Annotated in this window: 14 protein-coding genes; 6 read left to right on the forward strand and 8 right to left on the reverse strand. The window is 53.0% G+C overall.

Annotated features, from left to right (window positions below; all coding sequences use genetic code 11):
• Window positions 1–72: 72 nt before the first annotated feature.
• From crcB to HNV11_RS23435, 5 genes are all read left to right on the forward strand, one after another.
• Complete coding sequence (crcB, locus tag HNV11_RS23415; RefSeq protein ID WP_171741966.1) at window positions 73–462, forward strand: fluoride efflux transporter CrcB; 390 nt, start codon at window positions 73–75, stop codon at window positions 460–462.
• Window positions 463–558: 96 nt separating this feature from the next.
• Entirely contained in the window at window positions 559–1,983 is a 1,425-nt protein-coding gene (locus HNV11_RS23420) for a M14 family zinc carboxypeptidase (RefSeq protein WP_171741967.1), read from the forward strand.
• A 215-nt stretch (window positions 1,984–2,198) separates the two neighbouring features.
• Window positions 2,199–5,087, forward strand: coding sequence for a TonB-dependent receptor (locus HNV11_RS23425; RefSeq protein WP_171741968.1), 2,889 nt, complete (start codon window positions 2,199–2,201; stop codon window positions 5,085–5,087).
• A gap of 35 nt (window positions 5,088–5,122) precedes the next feature.
• The gene (locus tag HNV11_RS23430) at window positions 5,123–6,814 is read left to right on the forward strand and encodes an IPT/TIG domain-containing protein (protein WP_171741969.1); all 1,692 of its coding nucleotides are present in this window, start codon (window positions 5,123–5,125) and stop codon (window positions 6,812–6,814) included.
• 539 nt (window positions 6,815–7,353) lie between these two features.
• On the forward strand, window positions 7,354–7,848 hold the full coding sequence (locus HNV11_RS23435; RefSeq protein WP_171741970.1) for an RrF2 family transcriptional regulator: 495 nt from the start codon (window positions 7,354–7,356) through the stop codon (window positions 7,846–7,848).
• Between the two features lie 94 nt (window positions 7,849–7,942).
• On the opposite strand, the gene HNV11_RS23440 is transcribed toward HNV11_RS23435, so the two are convergent.
• Window positions 7,943–9,454: a DUF4301 family protein gene (locus HNV11_RS23440; protein WP_171741971.1), complete on the reverse strand. Its 1,512-nt coding sequence runs from the start codon at window positions 9,452–9,454 to the stop codon at window positions 7,943–7,945.
• Window positions 9,455–9,604: 150 nt separating this feature from the next.
• Here HNV11_RS23440 and HNV11_RS23445 point away from each other — a divergent pair, with 150 nt between their 5' ends.
• A complete protein-coding gene (locus HNV11_RS23445; protein ID WP_171741972.1) occupies window positions 9,605–10,324 on the forward strand; it encodes an HAD family hydrolase in 720 nt (239 codons plus the stop codon).
• Here the strand turns inward: HNV11_RS23445 and HNV11_RS23450 are convergent.
• The 7 genes from HNV11_RS23450 to HNV11_RS23480 all read right to left on the reverse strand — a co-directional run bounded on the left by HNV11_RS23450 (window position 10,311) and on the right by HNV11_RS23480 (window position 16,792).
• Entirely contained in the window at window positions 10,311–11,141 is an 831-nt protein-coding gene (locus HNV11_RS23450; protein ID WP_171741973.1) for an amidohydrolase, read from the reverse strand. The two genes, HNV11_RS23445 and HNV11_RS23450, sit on opposite strands and share 14 nt — an antisense overlap.
• A gap of 82 nt (window positions 11,142–11,223) precedes the next feature.
• A complete protein-coding gene (gene def / locus HNV11_RS23455; RefSeq protein ID WP_171741974.1) occupies window positions 11,224–11,796 on the reverse strand; it encodes a peptide deformylase in 573 nt (190 codons plus the stop codon).
• A 69-nt stretch (window positions 11,797–11,865) separates the two neighbouring features.
• Entirely contained in the window at window positions 11,866–12,279 is a 414-nt protein-coding gene (ruvX, locus tag HNV11_RS23460; RefSeq protein WP_171741975.1) for a Holliday junction resolvase RuvX, read from the reverse strand.
• 53 nt (window positions 12,280–12,332) lie between these two features.
• The gene (locus HNV11_RS23465) at window positions 12,333–12,938 is read right to left on the reverse strand and encodes a nucleotidyltransferase family protein (RefSeq protein ID WP_171741976.1); all 606 of its coding nucleotides are present in this window, start codon (window positions 12,936–12,938) and stop codon (window positions 12,333–12,335) included.
• On the reverse strand, window positions 12,935–14,110 hold the full coding sequence (locus HNV11_RS23470; protein WP_171741977.1) for an XdhC family protein: 1,176 nt from the start codon (window positions 14,108–14,110) through the stop codon (window positions 12,935–12,937). The genes HNV11_RS23465 and HNV11_RS23470 overlap by 4 nt, the downstream gene beginning before the upstream one ends.
• A gap of 1 nt (window position 14,111) precedes the next feature.
• Window positions 14,112–16,289, reverse strand: a complete 2,178-nt coding sequence (locus HNV11_RS23475) for a xanthine dehydrogenase family protein molybdopterin-binding subunit (RefSeq protein ID WP_171741978.1) — start codon at window positions 16,287–16,289, stop codon at window positions 14,112–14,114.
• Window positions 16,286–16,792 carry a (2Fe-2S)-binding protein gene (locus HNV11_RS23480; protein WP_171741979.1) on the reverse strand — a complete coding sequence of 169 codons (507 nt, stop codon included), beginning with the start codon at window positions 16,790–16,792 and terminating at the stop codon, window positions 16,286–16,288. The genes HNV11_RS23475 and HNV11_RS23480 overlap by 4 nt, the downstream gene beginning before the upstream one ends.
• Window positions 16,793–16,976: the final 184 nt, after the last annotated feature.

A 16,976-nucleotide genomic window follows, 5' to 3' on the forward strand; every position in this document is an offset into this window, starting at 1 on the left:
AATGATAGCGAAAAACGGGGCGTTCCGTTCTTCGTTTCCGGGGGCATTGGGGTTTTTCGTAAGTTTGTTCACATGAGAGCCTTGCTGATGCATCCATACGTGCTGGTTTTTGCGGGCGGTGGCGCGGGTAGTTTGCTCCGTTACCTGGCCGGACGGCTGGTACCGGCAACGCTCGCGGGTTCGCCCTTCCCGACCGCTATTCTGCTCGTCAACGTGCTGGCGAGCGCCGTATTGGGAGCGGTTCTAGGCTGGTTTATAAGCCGGTCGGCAGGGGAGGAGACCCGGCTGCTAATCGGTGTGGGTTTCTGTGGGGGCCTCAGCACCTTTTCGAGTTTTAGTTACGATACTATCGTTTTATTACAGAACGGACGTACCGGAGCCGCCCTGCTCAACATCGGCCTGAACGTTATGTTGTGTTTACTGGCCTCGGCAGGCGGACTATTTTTAGGATATAAACTATGAACTTTGGACCACGGCGGTTAGGGTCAATCAAATGCACAAGGTGTATGCTGGTGCGCTATTGGTTGACCTCCCTTTAGCTGTGTTCTTTTTTGTTTGATGACAGCAGTATCCACTCAGGGGCAGGACGTTGCACGTCGGTTGCACGACGCGCACGAAACGTATAAAGAACAGACATTTATTCATCGTCGATTCAAGCACGTAGACATTGTTTCGTTGCTGAATGCGCTCAACGGCCAGGCACCGTTCGTCGTCAGTCAGGTGGGTGAATCGCTGGAAAAGCGGGCTATTTATCAGGTGAAAGCAGGCACCGGATCCAGTAGGGTGCTGCTGTGGAGTCAGATGCATGGCGACGAAGCCACGGCAACGATGGCTCTATTCGACATCTTTAATTTTTTGAAGGCTAAGAATGACGGGTTTGATGATTTTCGGCAAGCTATTCTGAGCAAAACAACCCTGTATTTCGTGCCGATGCTTAATCCCGACGGAGCCGAACGGTTCCAGCGTCGGACGGCTACCGACATCGACATGAATCGGGATGCTCTGCGGCTGCAAACCCCCGAAGGTGCGTTGTTAAAAAATCTCCAGCAGACCCTGCAACCGCTCGTGGGATTCAATCTGCACGACCAGAACCCCCGCTATAGCGTGGGCACCACGGATAAGCAGGCCGTGGTGTCCTTCCTGGCTACGGCCTACGATGCCGATCGTAACATCAACGAGGTGCGGCAACGGTCAATGCAACTGATTGTAGGCATGAATCGCGTATTGCAGCAGTTTGTGCCGGGGCAGGTAGCCCGCTTCGACGATGAGTTCGAACCACGAGCGTTTGGCGATAACATTCAGAAATGGGGAACGACCCTGGTCCTGATTGAGTCGGGGGGCTATAAAGGCGATGTTGAAAAAATGACGATCCGGCGGCTGAACTTCGTCGCAATCCTGACGGCGCTGAAAGCCATTGCCGACGAATCGTATCAGCAGGAAGCAACGGCCGACTACCAGGCGATTCCGGAGAACGGTCGTCCCATGTTCGATTTGCTCATTCGAAATGCAACCGTTGTGCGTGAAGGCCGGCCGGTAGTACTGGATATTGGTATTAATCGGCATGAAGTTAATGATGAGCCCGCCCGAAACTTTCATTACAGGAGCGTTATTGAAGACCTTGGCGATTTATCGACATTCTATGGCCTTGACGAGCTTGATGCCACCGGCTTAACCCTGATGCCTGCTCAGGTATACCCCGACATACTCGGCTCACCAGCTGATCTGCGGAATCTCGATATGGCGGCTCTCCGACATGAGGGTATTGTGGTGTTTAACGTCCGTCAGGTTGAAAAAGATTTCTTTCCCGAAGCGTTAGTGCATCTGCTTTATGAAGGTACGTTACCGGCTCAGCCCCTCGGCCTGGAGCAGATTCCTACCTTCCTGCTTCGCCGGGGCAACCATATTGAGCATATACTCGTGAATGGATTTTTAAGTGAGGAGGTGTCAGGTGCCAATCGAAACATAAACGGCGTAACCGAATAATTTTTAGGCTATTTGGTGTATAAGGTTAATAAAATTCGGCATTAGTCCCCGTCGGGGAAACATAGTCTCTATAGTTGTCGATTCAGGCTAATCTTCTAATAATCAGTATTTTAGAATATTGATTAAATATAATTCAAGGGTAATATTGGCTTAACGTTGGCGTAATATTGGGCTGGTAGCTTTGCGGTGCGAAAGCGACATCCAATATACCAATCATGAACCGCAACGTTTTAAGTATTCTTCTCACTCTAATTTCATGCGCCGTACTGGCGCAGACCGGCACTGTCCGGGGAACCGTCAAAGACGGTAAAACCAAAGAAGCCCTTATTGGCTGTACTGTCCGGATTGACGGTACGCAACTCGGTGGCACAACCGACATTGAAGGAGGCTTCGCAATCACCAACGTACCAGCCGGTACTCAGAAGGTAATCATCTCGTATATTTCATACCAGACGAAAGAAATTCCCAACGTTCGGGTTGAGTCGGGCAATACGACCGCCATCGAAACCGAACTGGACGAAGAAGGTAAATCACTACAGGAAGTTGTCGTTCGGGCCAGCCGCGCAACCAACACCGAAGTTGCCGTAATCACTGAGATCAAGCAGATGAAGCCGCTGGCAGTGGGTATTTCGGCGCAGCAGATTCAGAAATCACAGGATCGCGATGCGGCAGCCGCTATCCGCCGGGTTCCCGGCATCAGCATTGTTGATAACCGCTTCGTGCTGATACGTGGTTTAGGCACACGTTATAATAACGTACTGATCAACGACGTGATTACGCCTTCGACCGAAGTTGAATCGCGCTCGTTCTCGTTTGACATTGTACCCAGTAACATTCTCGACCGGATGATTGTCTACAAATCTGGTTCGGCCGAGAACCCCGGCGATTTTGCCGGTGGTATCATCAAGATATACACGAAGCGTCGGCCCGACCAGAATTTTACGGATGTCGGCTTTACGATCGGTTACCGGCCAAACACGACCTTCCGCAGCGTTCTGTCACACGACCGGGGCGGAATGAGTTTCCTGGGCTTGTGGAATAAAGAGCAGCAGATTCCGACGAGCTTTCCGGCGCGGGCCAACGACTTCAACGCATTAAATGCTGCACAACGGGCCGCCTATGCCCGGTTGCTGCCAAACGCCTGGGGGCTGCGTCAGGTAACCGTAAACCCTGACGTTCGTTTAGCGCTTAACCTGGGTCGTCGGTTCGAGATCGGTAACACCCGGATTAGTAACCTGACGAGCATTAACTACAGCCTAACCAATCAGGCCACCGACATCGATCTGAGCATTTATCAGAACGGCGCTACGGCTAATGATGTGTTTGAACGGTACGACGATGCGAACTACCAGCGGCAGACCCGGCTGGGCGTTCTGCACAACTGGACGCTGCGGTTTACGCCCCGCTTCACGCTGGAATGGAAAACGCTGTTTAACCTGATGAGTACAACCGAAACGCTGAACCGTATGGGCCAGCGCGTGGTGGACGGACTGGACGTACAGGCCTTCTCGGAGCGCTTCGAGAACCGCAGCATCGTCAGCACGCAGGTGTCGGGTGAGCATTCGTTCAGCGAACTGTCGAAGTTCAACTGGATCGGGGCTTATAGTTACTCGGGACGCTGGGAGCCGGACTGGAGACGGGCCCGTTTCCAGCGGACAACCGGAGCCGTTGGCACAGACGGTCAGCTAGCTCCTTTCTCCGCTATCATTCCCAATCAGCCTAACCCCATCGACAACGGCCGTTTCTTCTCGAACTTGGGTGAGCATGCAGTCTCTGCAATTGGTAACTACGAGCACACATTTGGCAACCCCACCGACCGGGAGCCCAACCGTTTCAAGGCCGGATTTTATACCGAACAGCGTAACCGAACCTACTCGGCCCGGTTCTATGGATACGAGCGGGTAGGTAATGTGTCTACCTCAATTCTGGGTCAGCCGCTGAATACCATTTTTGGTGCCAATAACATTACAGGTCAGCCCGGTGGATTCTCGCTGCTCGACGGTACGAAAGACCTGGATTCTTACCGGGGGATCAATACGTACGGCGCTGCCTATGTTCAGGGAGACGTAAATCTGGGTTCACGGATTAATGTGACACTGGGTTTCCGGGGCGAGTTTAATAACCAGACCCTGCACTCAGACATTAACCGCGTTACGACAACCTTAGTCGACCGAACAATTTTTAGTCCGCTGCCCTCGCTGAACGCGATTTATAAGCTGAGCGACCGGCAGAACTTTCGTCTGGCTTATTCGGCAACCGTAAACCGTCCTGAATTGCGGGAATTGGCGCCGTTTACCTACTATGATTTTAACCTGCTGGCCGATGTCCGGGGTAATCCAACGCTGACAACGGCAAGTATTCAGAATCTGGATGCCAAATACGAGTTTTACCCCACACCGAACGAGGTAGTCTCAATTACGGGTTTCTATAAGCAGTTTACCAACCCCATCGAAACGTTCTTGCTGCCTGCTGCCAATGGCTTAGCATACACGTTCATTAACGCCCGGTCGGCGCGTAACTACGGGGTTGAAATCGAGGTGCGGAAAGGATTTGCCGGTTCGGCCAGCGCTTTCCTGCAAAACATTCAGTTCGTTGGAAACGCATCGTTCATCAACAGCCGGATTAACCTGGGCCAGTCGGTTACAGGGCCGGACCTGAGCGGTCGAATTGGTCAGTATGACCTTACCAACATTCAGGCTGCCGAGCGGCCCCTGCAAAACCAGTCGCCCTACCTGATCAACGCGGGCGTCTATTACGCACAACCGAACGGCTGGCAGGCTAACCTGCTCTACAACGTAGCGGGCCCGCGCATTTTCGCCGTTGGTAACCAGAACCAGCCTACGGTTTATGAAATGGCTCGTAATGTAGTAGATTTCAATATTTCCCGCCAGTTTGGCAAGCAGCTGGAGCTTCGGTTCGGGATTCAGGACATTCTCAACGCTCCGTTCCGCTTTGCGCAGGACTATAATGACGACGGCAAAATCAGTAAAGACGTAACCTCGCAGAATACCTCGGCAGATCAGAACTACCGGGTCTACCGCCGGGGGCAGTACTTCACCCTGACCGGTGTGTACACCTTCGGACGTCGGACGATAATCCCTTAACAGTTCCCACAATCAACGTCAAACCAAATCTGTTTATGAAGTTCATGAATCGCTGGCAGTATCTCCTGCTTCTGGTAACGGGCCTGTTTGCAGCCGTTTCGGCCTGTAAGAACACCGAGGAACCGGCCCCAGTGACGAGCATTACCAGCATCAACCCTACGTCAGCTCCGGTTGGCTCGACACTAGTCATAACGGGTACTAATTTCAATACAAATCCAGCCAGTAATACAGTAGCCTTCGGCAATGTGCAGGCGCAGGTTGTATCCGCAACTTCAACGCAGTTAGTGGTAACGGTGCCCCAGAACGCCGGAACCGCAGTTTCCATAACGGCAAATGGTCAGACCGCCCAGTTCAGCGGTCAGTTCAATACGGCTAATAAGCCGATTATCGAAGTCGTCACGAGTATTTCGGCCAACACAACCTGGACGGCCAACAACGTATACCTGATCCGTGGCTTCGTCTACGTTCGGGCGGGCGCGGTGCTGACCATTGAGCCGGGAACGATCATTAAAGGTGGCGGTGGAGCACTCGATCCGTCGGGTCAGAACCGGGGCGGTACGCTGATTATTCAGCCGGGCGCCCGGATTGAAGCGAAAGGAACCGCTCAGCGGCCTATTGTTTTCACGTCGAACGCAGCCGCCGGTCAGCGGAAATACGGTGACTGGGGGGGGGTGGTTCTGATCGGCCGGGCACCAACCAACCGGCCCTCGGCTACACCGTTTGAGGGCGGTATTGAAGGAACCTATGGTGCCTACACTGAACTCACTGATAATTCAGGTACGCTCCAGTACGTTCGGATTGAGTTTCCCGGTATTGCGCTGACAACAAGCGCCAACAGCGAAGTAAACGGTCTGACGCTGTATGGTGTGGGCTCAGGCACGACTATCGACCACGTTCAGGTGTCGTACAGTGGTGACGATTCGTATGAGTGGTTTGGCGGTACGGTAAATCAGAAATATCTGGTTGCCTTCCGGGGCTTCGACGACGACTTCGATACCGACCATGGTTACAGTGGTAAAGTACAGTTTGCCCTATCGCTGCGTGATCCGAACGCAGCTGACCAGTCGGGCTCTAACTCGTTCGAGTCGGATAATTTCAATCCCGGCGAAAACACCGCAGCACAGGGCCCTGCCGCTCCGAACAATGGTTTGCCCCTAACGCAGCCCATTTTCGCTAACGTCAGCAGCTTCGCGTTCCAAAGCACGCCTAACACGAACCCAACCTCAGGTGGCAGCGGTCCTTACCAATCGGCCATGCATCTACGCCGGAACACGGCTATCAGCATTTACAACTCGGTCTTCAGCGGCTGGCCGGAGGGGCTGCGGCTCGATGGTACGGCTACGGGTACGCTGGCTAACGTAAACTCGGGTGCGCTGGACCTGCAGGGAATCACCATTGCCAACGCCGTGACACCGGTGCGGGGTGCTGGTTCCATCACCAATGATCAGGCGACGGCGTTCTTCTCCAATGCAGCCAAGAAGAATACAGTAGTAGCGTCAACGGACGTAGCAGCGCTGTTAAACGCTCAGACGTTTAACCTGACGGCACCTAGTTTCCTGCCACCTACGGGTTCGGCTCTGCTAGTAGCGGGCAATGCCGTAACGGGCGGTAAGCTGGCCGACTCATTCTTTACGAGCGCTCCGTACCGGGGAGCATTCAATGGAACGGATAACTGGCTAGCTGGCTGGACCAACTTCGATCCGCAGAATACTAACTACGACCGTTAATTGGTCGCTTCAAGAGAGTACAATCAATTTTCATATTGGTGTCGCACGAAAGGGCCGGGGCTTTGCACCGGCTTTTTTCTTGTATTGTCAATTAAGCGCACACGGCGGATAGGATGGTTTAAGCTTTTCTAGGCTGTCAATCATGAACGCTATACTAAAGAGAGTACACGAATAGGATTATTCGTTATAACGTGTAAACTATATACAGAAGAAAGTGGCTGACTATAAAGATAATATGAACAAATAAGACTAAGAATATAGGCATGAATATTGCTTCATTAATGAAGCGACTGTTACCTTAAGACCTTTATTGCGTCAAATAATCACGTAAGCCCATTGAACTTTGGGAGAATGTCTGAACGTTAACCCAAGCGCGGTTATTTCTTGATAAACCTGGCGCATTTAGGACAATATCGGTAAAAGACACCTAAAAAGTTGTCTGACACTTAGATGCTTACTAATTTGGCCGCTTGTAATTATTAAAGAGCTACGCAGGTAGCATACCCACTAACACTAAAACCCTCTTAGACACCGTAACGATGATCTCTAAGAAAGCTAAGTATGCCATCAAAGCCCTAAAGGTTTTGACTGAAGAGTACGGGAAAGGTCCCGTCCTGATTTCTTACATTTCGGCGAAGGAAAACATTCCGAAAAAATTCTTAGAGGCCATTTTGCTGGAGTTGCGGAATCACGGTATTCTGCAGAGCCAGAAAGGGAAAGGGGGCGGTTATCTGTTACGCGTTGATCCGGGCCGGGTTAATCTGGCGCAGGTACTGCGGGTTATCGATGGCCCTATTGCGCCAACGCCCTGCGTATCGTTTAACTTCTACGTCAAATGCGACGACTGCACCGACGAGGTGGCCTGCGCGCTGAAACCAATTATGGAACGGGTTCGGGATGCAAACCTCGGTGTTTACGAGAACACGACGTTGTTAACGTTCCAGAATCCCACTTCACTCGAAACAAGAGAAATTCCCATCGGCGCGAAAGCCGCCGAACTAACGGAGTCCCCGGCTAATTTGATGTCGGCTTAAACGACTATTAATAATAAACTTAACGGTCTGCCGGTCTGTAAAGTGGTTCTAATCTAGCCCACTTTACAGACCGGCAGACCGCTGGTTTTATGGCCTAACTGGGCTGGTGTTCTTTACGCAGCAGGTCGTTTACAGTCTTCACGGGGTTAAACGTAATCAGCGGAACTTCGACAAAGATCGTATTCCAGTCAGCCATTGCGCCATTCCACAAGCCGGGTAGTTCCTGCGCTTTGAGGTCTTTCCCGTCTTTTGACTTGGCGGTGATAAACCCCGTCTGTGGGTCGCGGAAGTCGGGCAGATTATATTTATTCCCCTCCCGATCTTTCAGGCCGCACACCAGATCAACCGGGTTAAAGTGCGTAGCTTCGTCAAAAATAGCTTTTTGCTGCGGGTCCGTCAGGTCAATCTGGGCCGATTCAACCACCTGCAGGGATACGGAACCATCGTCATTTTTAGCCCAGAAAGGACCGCCACCCGGCTCGCCAACGTTTTTGACCATACCGCAGACCCGCACGGGCCGGTCTAGCTTGCGCCGGAAATACGCCAGTTTTTCTTCGTTCGATAAGCTGTCGAAATCTTCGGGAGGCAGCGTGAACAGCGTTCGGCGGAACAGTTCGTCGGCTTCGGCCAAGTAGCCTTCGCTTACGCCATCAGCTTCTAACAGGCCCTGCAAACGCGTTATCTGCTGCTGAGCGTCCAGCAGGACGGCCGCCAGAACTTTCTTGTACGTAACGGTCGGCTCCTTGATCTCATCAGGCACGACATTGTCGATGTTCTTGATAAACACAATGTCGGCGTCAATGTCGTTGAGATTTTCGATTAGGGCACCATGACCAGCCGGACGAAACAGCAACGAACCATCGGCATTCCGGAAAGGCGAATTGTCCGTATTGACCGAGATCGTATCGGTCGATTTCTTCTGCTCCGAAAAACTGATAGCAAACGTTACGCCCAGCCAGGCTTCATAGTCTGCCTTTTCATGCTGAATAAGCTGTTCGAACCGTTCGCGGTGTTCGGGTGAGACCGTAAAATGAATCCGAACCAGACCATCCGAGTTAGCATAGGCCGCGCCTTCAACTAGATGCTCTTCCACTGGCGTTCGGGGGCCATCGAGATAGCGGTGAAACTTCAGCAGACCTTTCGGTAGACTGCCGTAATCCAGCCCTTCGTCCGTTAGAAGAAAGCGGAGAACTGTCTGACGGTCGTTTTCGGCAAGGGCTTTGTCCAGATCGGCTCCTTTGGCTGTCATTGCTGCTTTCAGATCATCGTAAAAGGCGAAGTCAGTCAGCCGGGCGAACACTTCATCAACCGATTTGTCGAACTTACCGTCCAGGGCCGCAAACAGGGATTTAAACATCCGGGTAGCCGCGCCGGAAGCCGGCACAAACTTCACCAGGTCGCGCTCATGGGCAGCTTCGTCGAAGCGCCGGAGATAGGCCGGCAACTGCTCATCGGAAACCCGTACGATCCCGTCGCCGATCGTAGCGGCCTTAATGACATTTAAGTATGGAAAACCCTGCACGAAGTGCTGGATTTGCTGGTCAATCTGGTTGCTTGTGATTCCCTGCGCCTGAATCTGGGCCTGATCTTGTTCGGTGAACTGCATGGTAATAGAGAAAAGTGAAAGTCTTAGGAACGGTTGGCAAATTGGGTATTTCAGAAACGTGACGCAAATGAATTTATCACGGGTTACAACCCGGAGCAAGGGCTGTATGAAACGATGCGTGTAACTTTGCCGAAAGAACCACCGGTAGTGATGTCCACCTTAGAAACGTCATCTCTGAAATTGATTGCCTTCGACGCGGATGATACGCTTTGGGTCAACGAGCCAAACTATGTCAATGTTCAGCAGCGGCTTGGCGACCTGTTGTCGCATCACATAGATCAGCCGACGTTATCCCGGCATTTTTATGCCACGCAGATTCGCAACCTGCAGCTGTTTGGTTATGGCGCTAAAGGGTTTACGCTCTCCATGATTGAGACGGCCATTGAACTCACGCAGGGCCGGGTGACGGGGCTGGAGATTCAGCAAATTATTGACATCGGCAAAGAACTGCTGGCATTTCCCATTGAAGTGCTCGATGGCGTTCGGGATGCGCTGGAAACGCTGGCTAAACGATTTGATCTGATGGTGCTGACAAAAGGCGATCTGTTTGATCAGGAAAGCAAGATTGCCCGTTCGGGCCTGGGCCATTTCTTCAAATACGTTGAAATCATCAGTGAAAAAGATGAACGGTCCTACCAGCGGATTCTTCAGCGATACGGCTTGCAGCCTGAGGAATTTCTGATGATTGGCAACTCGCTGAAATCGGACGTGCTGCCGGTTCTGCACATTGGTGCGCAGGCGGTTCATATTCCCTACGTCATTACGTGGGCGCACGAGCGGGTAGGTGAGGAGCAACTACAGGGAAAATCGTTTGCTACGCTGGCGAGTATGCACGATCTGCTGAACTGGCTGGAAGTTACAGCAGATTGAATCGGTCGGCGTCCAGATTCGCCGGGAATTTTTCGCGAAACGCCCTTAGCTCATCGAGCGAAAGCGAATGCTGATGAATAGCCTCAATGTCGCTCTGCCGGAACAGGACCTCACCTTTTGGATCAATAATCGCCGAATCGCCCGTGTATGGGTGACCGTTCCCGTCTTCACCAACCCGGTTGACGCCGATCACGTAACTTAGATTCTCGACCGCCCGTGCCTGCAGGAGAATGTTCCAGGCATTCCGCCGGGCGGCTGGCCAGTTGGCGACGTAAAGCAGCAGATCGTAGTCAAAGGCGGAGCCTATGGCTGCCTGGTTGTCGGGAGATACGGATCCAGAGCTTACGTTGCGGCTCCAGACCGGAAAGCGAAGGTCATAACAGATAAGCGGGCAGATGCGCCACCCTTTCCACTCTTTCACAATCCGGCGGGTACCGGCCGTATAAACGCCATCTTCGCCCGCCATGCGAAACAGGTGACGCTTATCGTACGTATCATATTGCCCGTCGGGCTGCATCCAGACGAGTCGGTTAAAAAACTTACGGGCGCTCCCGTTACTGCTTTCCTGCACCACATAGCTGCCTGTTACAACGGCTCCGGTCTGGGCGGCCATCTGCTTCATCCACCGAAACGTTGTAAGGTTCATCGGCTCCGCTACGGCCTGCGCCCCCATCGTGAAACCCGTGGTAAACATTTCGGGCAGCACAATCAGATCCGTAGGTTCGGGGAGCGAAAAAATCTGTTCCTCCAGCATAGCCCGGTTGGCTACGGGGTCGTGCCAGTAAAGATTCGGCTGAAGGAGAGTAACTCGAAGCATGGAGGGTAGAACACAGAGATAAAAACGTCAGAGCCTGGATTTTAGGTTGTTGATCCTAAGCTAAGCTAGGCTCTGATTGATGCTACTTTGGAAACTTCATCCGATACTCGGCGTCGGTTCGTCCTTTTGTGATTTCAGACAGCTTTTTCTTAATCAGCTGACGGCGAAGAGGAGGCAGGTAATCCGTGAACAACTTGCCTTCCAGGTGGTCGTACTCGTGCTGGATGATCCGGGCAGCCATCCCGTCGTATTCTTCTTCGTGTTCGTTCCAGTCGACATCGAAGTATCGAATCACGATAATTTCGGGCCGAAACACCTCGCCCCGAATGCCGGGAATACTCAGGCAGCCTTCTTCAAAGCCCCAGTCGTCGCCGGCTTCCTCAATAATTTCGGGGTTGATAAACACCTTTTTGAATCCGACTACACTTTTGTCGATGTCTTCTTCGGGTTCGCCCTCATTCAACGGCTCGCCGTCAACGACAAATAGCCGGATACTCTGGCCAATCTGAGGAGCGGCCAGCCCCACGCCCGATGCAGCATACATTGTCTCGAACATATTCTCGCTCAACGCCTTTACGTCCATTGAGCCGGGTTCTATATTTTTGGCTCGCTTTCGCAGAACCGGGTCGCCATAGGCAATAATTGGGAGAATCATACTTGTAAGAATGAATGCTGCGTAACGAGCGGGATTGATAACAGCAATCAGCCCGCGCATTAGTCAGCATTACGTTTTGCTTTCCATATACGACTGGAGAATAATGGCTGCGCTGACTTTGTCAATGTTGCCCTTATCGCGTCGATCTTTCTTTGTACTGCCACTCGCAATCATGGCCTGCAGAGCCATTGCAGAGGTAAAACGTTCGTCATGCCAATAAACCGGAATGTCGGGCAACGCGTTCTGCAGGTGCGTGACGAACTTCCGGACGCGGGGCGTATTATCCGTATCGGTGCCGTCGAGCCGTTTGGGCAGGCCAACTATGAACGCTTCAACCGGCTCCCGCGCTACGTAAGCCTTCAGGTACTTCAGCAATTCGTGCGAGGGAACCGTCTCCAGCGCTGAGGCAATGAGCTGTAACGGGTCCGTTATGGCAATGCCGGTGCGCTTTGCGCCATAATCAATTGCTAAGAGTCGAGCCATTCCGGGTGCAAAGATACAAAAGACTAAGCATCAGGCCGTCTTTAACCGGTGGCTTACTGCTGACTTTGTGATGAAGCCTGCCAGTTCCTTACGTCCTGCCAGGTATCCAGATCAATCGCGCCCAACGGAAAAGGAACGCCTTCGCAGTCATCGGCATGCTGCTGAATGAGTTTACGGGCACCCACATCGCCGGATAACCGCATAAACGCGTCCTGATAGCGACTATCGAATAAAGCCGGTACGCCCAGATTTCCCGGTTCTCCGTAGCGGCTGGCCACAATACCCCGACCCGTCTGCTGGCGGGTATGAATGAGCTGGCGCAGCAGGTCGGCGGTTACGTGGGGTTGATCGGTCAATAAAACCAGGAATGCGTCAAAGGACTGATCCGCTAAGGCGTTCAGACCAACGCGCAGCGAAGAAGCCATGCCTTCTGGCCAGTCTGCATTAAAGGGAGTCAAAAGGTTTAGATCAGCCAATTCGGCTGTCATCCGCTCGTGCTGGGCGCCCAGCACGACTACGACAGGGCCAGTCTGCAACGACAGGGCCATTTCGGCCATATACCGGATCAGCGACTTGTCCTTATACGGTAATAACTGTTTGGGTTTTCCTTCCAGCCGGGTTGATGCACCAGCCGCCAGCAGAAGAATAGGAATAGTCATGAATTTACGTTCAGAGTATCCGTATCAATCGCGCTAGCCTGACGACGGGAAGCAGAATGCGCATCGGTTAGCCGCTCATGAATCGGCCCGGTTTTTTCTTTCAAAAAGCCCGCTGATCGATTGGTGAAAAACGCTTTGATCTCGGCAACAATAGCCAGCGCAATTTCATCTGGCGCTTCGGCACCGATATCAAGGCCTATCGGCGCGTGAACCCGGCTCAGCTGGTCGTCCGTGAAGAAGCAATCGTCTTTCTCAAACTCGATCTGCATTTTGTCGAACCGTTTGCGCGGTCCCAGCATGCCAATGTAAGGAACATCAGTTGCCAGCAAGGTCTGGAGTACTGCCCGGTCGTAATTAAAATTATGCGACATCAGCACGGCGGCCGTGCGGTCCGTAATGGTTAGCTGGTCCAGAACCGCTGTTCGGTCGGCATACAGCACGCAGGTTGCTACGGGAAACCGCTTCGGGGCCAGGTGCGCTACGCAGTCGTCGGTTACGGTAACCTGCCAGCCCAGTTCGCGGGCCAGTTTAGCCACCGGAATGACGTCGTATCCAGCCCCGAAAATAATCAGTTCAATACCAGGATCAACTCGTTCAATAAATACGTCCAGCGTACCCGACTCAACCGAATAAGATTGGGTTAGTGGTTTGCCAGTGCTGAACACCGCCAGCATATCATCCTGCAGCCAGTCAGGCACCATCTGCCGGCCTGTTTCGCTCTGAACGAATCGGTCGCCGGGTTTGAAGCTGGTTTGGCCGTCGCTTTTCAGAATAGTGGCCAGTACCCGAACGTCACGTTTATCAACAAACTCGCGTAGCAGAGCAACCGGGTTCTCAGGGTTGCCCGGATTTATTGGCTCGATCAGAACGTCGATGATGCCATTACAGCCCAGACCCACGCCGAAAGTATTTGCATCGTCGTCCATGGTATCATACGTAACAACGATGGGTTGCCCATCGAGCATAACCTGCCGGGCTTTACGTAAGGCATCCCCCTCCAGACAACCACCACTGATGGCCCCTTCCCAGCGGCCGTCGTCGGTAATAAGCATCCGGGCTCCTGGTCGGCGGTAAGACGAACCTTCGACCCACACAACGGTTGCCAGGGCGGCTTTCCGTTGCGTGAAATCAACCTGTTCGTATACTTCCAGGATGCGGCTAATTTCTTTCATACTATACGTTTGCTAAGTCGAACGGTAACCGTCGAATGCGTTTGCCGGTGGCAGCAAAGACGGCATTCGCTAAAGCGGGTGCCAGGGGCGGCAGACCGGGTTCGCCAACACCTTTGATGGTTGGACCGCCCTCCGCCAGTATATGAACCTCAACCACGGGCATTTCGTTGATCCGCAGCATCCGGTTGGAATCAAAATTCGATTGTTTGGCCCGGCCATTTTCAAACGTAATGCCGTCTTTAGTGGCGGCCGTGATGGCCATTGCTACCGAGCCTTCAATCTGCGCCTTTACGTTATCCGGGTTAACGACTGTACCCAGGTCGATCACGCAGTACACTTTTTCAACCTTCACTGAGCCGTCGGTTTGTTTCGACACTTCGACAACCTGTCCGGCCAGGCCCGCAAAAAATTCCCATTGCGCTACGCCCCGGCCCCAGCCTTTCGGTAGGGGTTTGTCCCAGTTCGAAACAGCTCTGAGTTTGGTCAGCAGCCGTTTTGTGTCGGACTCTTTGGTGAGCATGGCTAACCGGAAGTCCATGGGGTCTTTACCGGCTTTATGCGCCATTTCGTCCAGAAAACATTCATGCGAAAACGCCAGCGTTGAGCTCGTCACCGACCGCCAGTAGGTTAACGGAATCTGACTTTCTGCGTACACGTAACGGGTCGTCAGGTTCGGAATCTCGTATTTCTGTTCGCTGGTTCCTTCAAGCATCGTGCCATCGGCCTTCGTTTTGTCATACTTGGCGTCCATCGTGGCGTCAATAGACGGCGAAATGACTTTGTGCTGGAGGGCAACCGGCTCGCCACTGGCTGACAGGGCTCCGCGCATAGCCGAGAATGTCATGGGCCGGAACGGGCCAAGGACGGTATCGTCTTCACGCGTCCAGACGACCTTAACCGGCTTACCGATAGTTTTTGACAACAGGGCCGCTTCGGTCGCAAAATCCTGGGTGATCCGCCGGCCAAAACCGCCACCGTTGAACAGAATATGAACGGTAACATTGTCTTTCGAAATGCCCAGCACTTTCGACAACTCATCGCGGGCTAGATCACCGCCCTGCGACGACAACCAGACTTCGACCGTACCATCAGGCTTGTAATGGGCCAACGCGTTCATCGGCTCCATGGTCGAGTGGCTCACGATAGGCGTTTCGTAGAGAGCTTCGAGCTGAACGGGTGAATCGGCAAAGGCTTTGTCGAAATCGCCTTTGCTATGTCCGACCAGTCCATCAGTTTTGGCCAGCGTACGAAGGTTATTCTCGTAATCGGTCGTATTAAGCTTATCCAAGCCCTGATAATCCCACTGCACCTTAAGCGCTTTCCGGCCCTGCAGGGCAGCCCAATAGTTATCGGCCACAACGGCTACGCCGTCGAAGCGATTCTTACCCATTATACGCTCAACCTTAACGACCTGCCGAACGCCTTTGATTTTCAGGGCCGGACTGGCATCGAAGCTGATCAGTTTCGCGCCAATTACCGGGCACCGCTCAATAGAGGCATACACCATACCGGCTACCTTCGCATCAATGCCAAACTGGGCCTGCCCCGATACTTTCATAGGAACATCGGGCCGGGGGGCTGATTTGCCCAGCAGGATGAAGTTTTTCGGGTCTTTGAGCGTCGGTTCTTTTGGAACAGGGAGTTTGGCCGCTACTTCGGCCAGCTGACCATACGTAAGCTTCCGGCCCGTAGGTTTATGAATAATCGTGGCATTTTCAGCAAGGCATTCGTCTATGGCTACGTTCCACTGCTGGCTGGCGGCCTGCCCGAGCATCTCGCGGGCCGAAGCGCCAACTTTACGAAGCTGCATATAGCCGCCCCGAATGGACCCGCTGCCACCAACGGCCTGCGACCACGTATCGCCAAACTTATTTTCTCCGCCGGTCTGACGGATCGTCACGTTATCGAGGGAGACCTCCAGTTCTTCGGCAATCAGGGCCGGAACCGACTGAAAGGTACCCTGGCCGATTTCGGGCCGGGGGTTCATGATCGTAATCCGCCCCGACTTCTCGATAAGGATATAAGGCGTTAGTTCAACCGTTTCGGGCAGGGCGCTCAGATTCAGAACCGGGCCGGCCAGGGCATCAGTCGTGGGGAAACCGAGAGCGAATGCCGCTCCGGTTAGGCCAGCGGCTTTGAGGAAATTCCGACGGCTGGTTTGATCAGGTCGTGTGCTCATCGTTTGCCGAGTTTAGGAGTGGATTTAGGCATCTTGGGCGCAGCGGCCATATCGGCAGAGGCCGTATGGATGGCCTGACGGATGCGCTGGTAGGTGCCACAGCGGCAGATATTCCCCTGCATGGCAGCATCAATATCAGCATCGGTGGGTTTGGGGTTGCTCTTCAGCAGGGCGACCGCCGACATAATCTGCCCTGACTGGCAGTAGCCGCACTGAGGCACCTGATGTTCGATCCACGCTTTCTGAACGGGATGATCGGCGTTTTTGGCAATGCCTTCAATCGTCGTGATTTTATGACCGGCAGCCGCTGATACAGGATAACTGCACGAGCGGATGGGAGCGCCATCGAGGTGAACCGTGCAGGCTCCGCACTGAGCGATACCGCAGCCGAACTTGGTACCCGTCAGGCCGACTACATCGCGGATAGCCCACAGGAGCGGCATATCAGGGTCTACGTCAATGGTATGCGCCTGATTGTTGATTGTTAGCTTTACCGAAGCCATAAAATATACGTAAGAAGGAGGTCTATAAGACGAAGGCTTAACCAGATTTACTCTTGTTGTTCACTATACCCGTTTGAACAGAAACGAAGATACAGGTTTTAGTCGAAACTATGTTGCTACACGTAGTGGGTCACGCAAACTTTATCTCAAGTAACAGGGAAGCCGGATGGCCGCAAGTCGACAA

Origin of the sequence: Spirosoma taeanense (assembly GCF_013127955.1) — a bacterium.
GTDB lineage: Bacteria > Bacteroidota > Bacteroidia > Cytophagales > Spirosomataceae > Spirosoma > Spirosoma taeanense.

Excerpts from the sequence above, each read along its gene's own strand:
- HNV11_RS23445 (WP_171741972.1), top strand. The coding sequence starts at position 9,605 with ATGTCCACCTTAGAAACGTCATCTCTGAAATTGATTGCCTTCGACGCG.
- crcB (WP_171741966.1), top strand. The coding sequence starts at position 73 with ATGAGAGCCTTGCTGATGCATCCATACGTGCTGGTTTTTGCGGGCGGT.
- HNV11_RS23475 (WP_171741978.1), bottom strand. The coding sequence starts at position 16,289 with ATGAGCACACGACCTGATCAAACCAGCCGTCGGAATTTCCTCAAAGCC.
- HNV11_RS23440 (WP_171741971.1), bottom strand. The coding sequence starts at position 9,454 with ATGCAGTTCACCGAACAAGATCAGGCCCAGATTCAGGCGCAGGGAATC.
- HNV11_RS23425 (WP_171741968.1), top strand. The coding sequence starts at position 2,199 with ATGAACCGCAACGTTTTAAGTATTCTTCTCACTCTAATTTCATGCGCC.
- ruvX (WP_171741975.1), bottom strand. The coding sequence starts at position 12,279 with ATGGCTCGACTCTTAGCAATTGATTATGGCGCAAAGCGCACCGGCATT.
- HNV11_RS23470 (WP_171741977.1), bottom strand. The coding sequence starts at position 14,110 with ATGAAAGAAATTAGCCGCATCCTGGAAGTATACGAACAGGTTGATTTC.
- HNV11_RS23435 (WP_171741970.1), top strand. The coding sequence starts at position 7,354 with ATGATCTCTAAGAAAGCTAAGTATGCCATCAAAGCCCTAAAGGTTTTG.
- HNV11_RS23430 (WP_171741969.1), top strand. The coding sequence starts at position 5,123 with ATGAAGTTCATGAATCGCTGGCAGTATCTCCTGCTTCTGGTAACGGGC.
- HNV11_RS23480 (WP_171741979.1), bottom strand. The coding sequence starts at position 16,792 with ATGGCTTCGGTAAAGCTAACAATCAACAATCAGGCGCATACCATTGAC.
- HNV11_RS23450 (WP_171741973.1), bottom strand. The coding sequence starts at position 11,141 with ATGCTTCGAGTTACTCTCCTTCAGCCGAATCTTTACTGGCACGACCCC.
- HNV11_RS23465 (WP_171741976.1), bottom strand. The coding sequence starts at position 12,938 with ATGACTATTCCTATTCTTCTGCTGGCGGCTGGTGCATCAACCCGGCTG.
- HNV11_RS23420 (WP_171741967.1), top strand. The coding sequence starts at position 559 with ATGACAGCAGTATCCACTCAGGGGCAGGACGTTGCACGTCGGTTGCAC.
- def (WP_171741974.1), bottom strand. The coding sequence starts at position 11,796 with ATGATTCTCCCAATTATTGCCTATGGCGACCCGGTTCTGCGAAAGCGA.